The sequence below is a fragment of the Mesorhizobium sp. P3_A9 genome (genome assembly GCF_056402975.1).
Map to the genome: position 1 here is coordinate 1 of NZ_JBFUGJ010000448.1, position 3,992 is coordinate 3,992.

General features: G+C 65.1%; 4 protein-coding genes. All 4 read right to left on the minus strand.

Features of this window, described 5'->3' with window-relative positions:
- Nucleotides 1–2: 2 nt before the first annotated feature.
- The 4 genes from AC1DX0_RS32210 to AC1DX0_RS32225 are packed head-to-tail and all read right to left on the minus strand — an operon-like array spanning nt 3 to nt 3,977.
- On the minus strand, nt 3–1,274 hold the full coding sequence (locus AC1DX0_RS32210; RefSeq protein WP_477358441.1) for an ABC transporter substrate-binding protein: 1,272 nt from the start codon (nt 1,272–1,274) through the stop codon (nt 3–5).
- A gap of 26 nt (nt 1,275–1,300) precedes the next feature.
- The gene (locus tag AC1DX0_RS32215; protein ID WP_477222938.1) at nt 1,301–2,365 is read right to left on the minus strand and encodes a maleylacetate reductase; all 1,065 of its coding nucleotides are present in this window, start codon (nt 2,363–2,365) and stop codon (nt 1,301–1,303) included.
- Complete coding sequence (locus AC1DX0_RS32220) at nt 2,362–3,021, minus strand: alpha/beta hydrolase (protein ID WP_477222939.1); 660 nt, start codon at nt 3,019–3,021, stop codon at nt 2,362–2,364. The genes AC1DX0_RS32215 and AC1DX0_RS32220 overlap by 4 nt, the downstream gene beginning before the upstream one ends.
- Nucleotides 3,018–3,977 carry a VOC family protein gene (locus tag AC1DX0_RS32225; protein ID WP_477222940.1) on the minus strand — a complete coding sequence of 320 codons (960 nt, stop codon included), beginning with the start codon at nt 3,975–3,977 and terminating at the stop codon, nt 3,018–3,020. The genes AC1DX0_RS32220 and AC1DX0_RS32225 overlap by 4 nt, the downstream gene beginning before the upstream one ends.
- Nucleotides 3,978–3,992: the final 15 nt, after the last annotated feature.

Consider the following 3,992-nt stretch of genomic DNA (forward strand, 5'->3'; position numbering starts at 1 on the left):
CGTCAGGCCAGGGCTTCCATCTTGCCGGCGGTGGGGATCTCTGGCGCGCTGGCGTTTTCAACGATCACCAGATCGAAGCCGCCGGGCTTCTTGCGCCACTGGCCACCGACGAGGGGCGTCTTGCAGACGTTCTTTGCGGCGAAAGGCGGCAGCCCCGCGCCGCTCCAGGCCACCTTGCCGACCACGGTCGTCATGTCGGTGGCCGCTATGGCTGCCGCGATCGCCTCGGCATTCGTCGGATCCGAAACGCGCCCCATGACATTGGCCGCCACCTCGAACAGCGAATGGACAAAGCCGATCGGCTGGGTCCACGGACGCCCGGTCTTGGCGGTGAAATCCGCCGCAATATCCGCCGAACTCTGGCCCGTCACCGACGACTTGAACGGATGCGAGGCCGACCACCAGACTTCGGACGAAAGGTTGTGGCCGGCATCGCCGAGCGTCTCGACCGATTGCGGGAAGAGGATCGCCTTGGCCACCGTCGCCGCCTTGGGCTTGAAGCCCTGCTGGCGGGCCTGGTTCCAGAAAGTGGTGAAGTCGGGCGGGATGACCACGCCGGTGACGATCTCGGCATCGGCCGCCTTGAAAGCGTTGACCTGCGCGGTGAAATCGTCCGAGAGGTTCTGATAGCGACCGGGATCGGCAAGGCTGAAACCGGCGGCATCAAGTCCGGGCTTCAGCCCGTTTTTCGGATCGCCCCAGGCATTGCCGTCGGCATCGTTGGGGAACAGTCCGCCCACCTTGCCGTTGGTGGAAAGCTGCTTCCACATGCCGGTATAGACGGCGATGATGTCTTCGAGACCCCAGAAATAATGGTAGGCGAAGTTGAAAGGCTTCCACGACGATGGATCGGCGGGATTACCTTGCTGGCCGATGAACCAGGGCTGCCAAGGCGCCATGGTCGAGATGACCGGCACGCCTTCCGCCTCGCAGGTGGTGGCGACCGGGTTGGTGTTCTCGGGCGTCGAGCCGACCAGCATCAGGTTGATCTCGTCGTCGACGATCAGGCTCTTCGCCACCTCGGACGCGCGATYGGGGTTCGACTGGCTGTCCTTGACGATGACCTCGAAGTTCTTGCCCGCCTCGGACGCGAGGAAAGCCTTGATGTTGTAGGCATCGCTTTCGGCGAAACCGGCGAGCGGCCCCGTCTGCGGTGAAACATAGCCCAGGCGAATCTTGGCGCCCTGCGCGAGCGCCGGCGTCGCCAGCCGAGAACCGGCGAGCGCCAAGCCTGTCGCCGCCGACGCTTTCAGTAAGCTCCGTCTTGTAATCATCTGCTCTTCCTCCCTCTTGCCTCTTGTCAGCCTCCTGGACGGCGTCCCTCTAACGCCGCCTGGAGGAGTTCCCTTATCGATCCTGGATCGATCGGCCTCGGATTCGCATAGGCGTTCTTCAACGCGATAGCCGCAGCGCGGTCGAGATCGGCTTCCTTGATGCCGATCTCCTTCAGGCTCAGCGGAGAGCCGACGGATCGCGCGAAATCCCAGAGCCCGCCGCCCGCCGAGCCGCCGCCGAATGCTTCGGCGATCGGGCGCAGCAGATCGGGCACCGCCGCTTCGTTGAAGGCGGTCGTGTAAGGCAGCAGGATGGCGTGGGTTTCGGCATGCGGCGTGTCGAACGAGCCGCCGAAGACATGCGCCAACTTGTGATGCAGCGCCATCGAGACATAGCCGAGCGCGGTTGAGCAGCACCATGCCGCATAGAGCGCCTGCGTCCGCGCCGCGCGGTCCTGCGGATCGCCGATCAGCCTTGGAATGCCGTCCCGGAAGGCAGCCATGGCATCCCTGCACATCAGCACGATCACCGGATTGCGGTCGGGGGCGTAGAAGGCCTCCATAGCATGAGCAATCGCATTCATCGCCGAAGTGACGGTAAGGCCGACCGGCAGGCTAAGTGTCAGATCGACGTCGTAGATAACCGTCTCGGGGCGAATGTCCGGCGAGCGGCGGGTGGTCTTCTCGCCGGCCGCCGTCTCGCCGAGGATGTCGGTCATCTCCGAGCCGGCATAGGTGGTGGGAATGACCACCTGGTCGGCGCCCGTGCGAACGGCAATGGCCTTGCCRAGSCCGGTGGTCGAGCCGCCGCCGAGGCTGACGACCGCAGTGGCGCCGCTGGCCCGGAACGCATCGACCGCCTTTTCCGTAACCTCGACCGGCGTATGCATGACCGCGCCGGCAAAGACCCCGGCGGCGAGGCCGCCAAGGCTTTCAGCCAGCCTTTCCGCATCGGCCTTTTGATGTGGCGTCGACAGCACCAGCGTCTTGTCATGGCCAAGCCGCCGCACCTCCTCCTCGACGCTGGCCATGGTGCCAGCACCGAAGACGACCCGTGTCGTCAGGCCCGGAAAGGTGAAGCTGTCCATCATCGCGCCGCCTCCATACGCGGGCCACGCCCGGCCGCGAGGTCATCGAGGATCGTACCCAGCATGGCAATCTCGGCGTCCGAGACTTCATGGCCGCGGCCCGGGAACAGATCGGCCCGCAGGCTCGCGCCAACGCGGCCCAGTGATTGTGCAGCGTCGGCAAACGCCGAGACCGGAATCCAGGGATCGGCATCGCCACCGGAAAGATAGATTGGCATTCCAACCGGCGCCGCCTCGGATCTTTCGTCCGCCGGTACACCGACACGACAACCCGTGAAGGCCGCCAAAGCGTCCGGCGGCGGCAGCCCCGCGCAGAGATACTCGATCGACAGACACGCGCCTTGCGAGAAGCCCGCGAGAAGAAGCGGCAGTCCGGGCAGTTCCGCCCGCGCCGCCACCATCGCGGCCGCGAGGTGGTCGAGCGCGTCGGAAAGCTGCGCGCGGGCGACTGGCGTCAACGGGTCGACGGCACGCGCCTCCCACCACATGCCGAGCGGTGCGCGCGGCAGGATGAAGGCCACCGCTGACGCAGAAAGCCGCGACAGCACATGGGACTGCATCTCTTCCGGCGATTGGCCGCGCCCGTGGACGAAGACGCAGATCGCCTTCGCCTCCGGCCCCCTTGGCCCAAGCCGGAGCGGACCGCTGCCTGAGCTCACGTGAAATCCGCCTGTTCCAGGCCGGCCTGCAATTCGCCCTCGCGGTCCTTGAACCACGGCGGGAAGACCAGCGTCTTGCCGATCTGGCCCGGGGGCTCGTCCTTGGCCCAGCCTTCCGGCGTGGTCCAGGCAAGCTCGAACATCGCGCCGCCGGGCGAGCGGACATAGCAGGACTTGAAGTAGTTGCGGTCCTTCTGCTCCGAGATATCGGTGAAGCCGAGGCCTTCGATATGGGCACGCAGCTTCAATTGGTTGTCTTCGTCGCCCGTGTTGAGGGCTAGGTGATGGATCGTGCCGCCCGCCAGCGTCCAGGTGCCCTGCGCGCTGTCGCGATCGACGATCACTTCGACCCGCTGATTGACGCCCGTCGCGTCCGGCACGCGGAACACGAGCCCCTCGTGATTGTCGGCCTCCTTCTCAAGCGGCAACGCAATGGTCAGGAAGTCGTCCATGGCCGTGCGATCCATCACCGCCACCACGGCGCCGTAGATGCCCTTGATGCCGTGAGCCTTGCCGATGCCTTGCGTCTCGTTGGTGATGGGCGCGCGCGGATCGCTGTCGCTTTCCACCAGCTCATGCGAGATGCCGCAGGGATGTGCAAAAGACGCGCGGTCGGCGCCAAAGCGTGTGATCTTGGTGGCCTCGATGCCGCGTGCGTTCAGCCGGTCCACCCAGAAATCCGCGGCTCCCTTGGGGATCGACTGCATGATGGTGCGAGACTGGTTGGTCCCGCGGCGGCCATAGACGCCTGGCTTGCGGAACGGAAAAGTGGTGATGATCGTCGAAGCATCACCGTTGGGCGAGCCGTAATAGAGGTGATAGACAGGGATGACGCCGTCGAACAATACGGTGCGCTTCACCGAATGCAGGCCGAGCGCCTTCGTATAGAAATCAAAATCTTCCTGAGCGCCGTCGGTCGACAGCGTCAGATGGTGGTAGCCGCTGATACGGGCCATCGATCATCTCCTCCC

Bases quoted from the DNA above. Each gene is read 5' to 3' on its own strand.
- AC1DX0_RS32225 (WP_477222940.1), bottom strand. From the start codon at position 3,977: ATGGCCCGTATCAGCGGCTACCACCATCTGACGCTGTCGACCGACGGC.